This is a genomic window from Streptomyces cucumeris, from assembly GCF_024295805.1.
Lineage (GTDB): Bacteria > Actinomycetota > Actinomycetes > Streptomycetales > Streptomycetaceae > Streptomyces > Streptomyces cucumeris.
The window spans coordinates 1-1,191 of record NZ_JANCLX010000087.1; the positions used below are offsets into that span (position 1 = coordinate 1).

Consider the following 1,191-nt stretch of genomic DNA (forward strand, 5'->3'; position numbering starts at 1 on the left):
GCGTCCTCGCTGTGTGTGTTTCTTCAAAGGAACCTCGACCACATCGTGATGATGCGGACGGGGTATCAACATATCTGGCGTTGACTTTTGGCACGCTGTTGAGTTCTCAAGGAACGGACGCTTCCTTCGAAACCGTTTCACCGGTTTCTCCGGGCGCTTCCCTTCGGTGTTTCACACGCTATCAGACCATTTCCGTGTCTCGAACCGGGGTCTTTCGCACGGCATGCGAAAGCGGATCCGAGATTTGGATCTAGTAACTGAAGGTGCCGCCTCAACCTGGACGTGTCTCGCAGGTGACTGCGATGCTTCATCCGGTGGGCAGGCATACGACAGTACAGGTCCCCACACAGCCGTGGCAAATCGATTCGACGCCCCGGACGCTCTCCCGCCTGCGCCGCGCGTGCGGAATCCAAAGTTCCTATGACTTACGCTTCTCGGCAGTGCGCTGTCCGGGACAGGCAGTGACGGCGCGTGATCAATCTTCACCCCTGGGAGGCTTCCCATGACCACCGTGACGGCCCCGCTCGCCGGGCGTGCGATCGGTCTCGCCGCGGTCCCCGACCCGGTGTTCTCCGGCGCCATGGTCGGTCCGGGGACAGCGATCGATCCGGTGCTGGAACCGTGTGTCGCCGTGGCTCCGGTCGACGGCATCGTCGTCTCCCTCCACCCGCACGCGTTCGTCGTCGTGGATGTCGAAGGACACGGGGTGCTCACGCATCTGGGGATCGACACGGTGCAGCTGAGCGGCGACGGTTTCGAGGTGCTCATCAACAAGGGGGACACCGTCCGGCGCGGCGACGCGGTCGTGCGCTGGGACCCCAATGTCGCCGTGGCCGCGGGGAAGTCACCTATCTGCCCCGTCGTGGCGCTGGAGGCGACCACCGACGCGCTGGCCGCCGTCAGGGACGGCGACGCCGTGGTCGAGACGGGCGACGCGCTCTTCGACTGGACCTGAGCCGGATATGAGCCCGGCGCCGACGGGGCCGGTCCGGGCGCGATCGCGGTGCGTTAGACATCCACCAGGCGGGGTTCCGCCGTATCGACCGGGGACGGGTGACATGGAGACAACGTTGCGGGGCGTGGGTGTGAGCCACGGTGTGGCGATCGGCCAGGTGCGGCATATGGGGACGGCGGTGCTGGAGCCGCCGGCCCGGCAGATTCCGGCGGATGATGCGCCGCGGGAGCAGGGGC

Annotated in this window: 1 protein-coding gene; it reads left to right on the forward strand. The window is 65.9% G+C overall.

Annotated elements, in window-relative coordinates; all coding sequences use genetic code 11:
• Positions 1 to 502 precede the first annotated feature (502 nt).
• Complete coding sequence (locus NMK44_RS41835; RefSeq protein ID WP_254753391.1) at positions 503 to 955, forward strand: PTS sugar transporter subunit IIA; 453 nt, start codon at positions 503 to 505, stop codon at positions 953 to 955.
• The last annotated feature ends 236 nt before the right edge of the window (positions 956 to 1,191 follow it).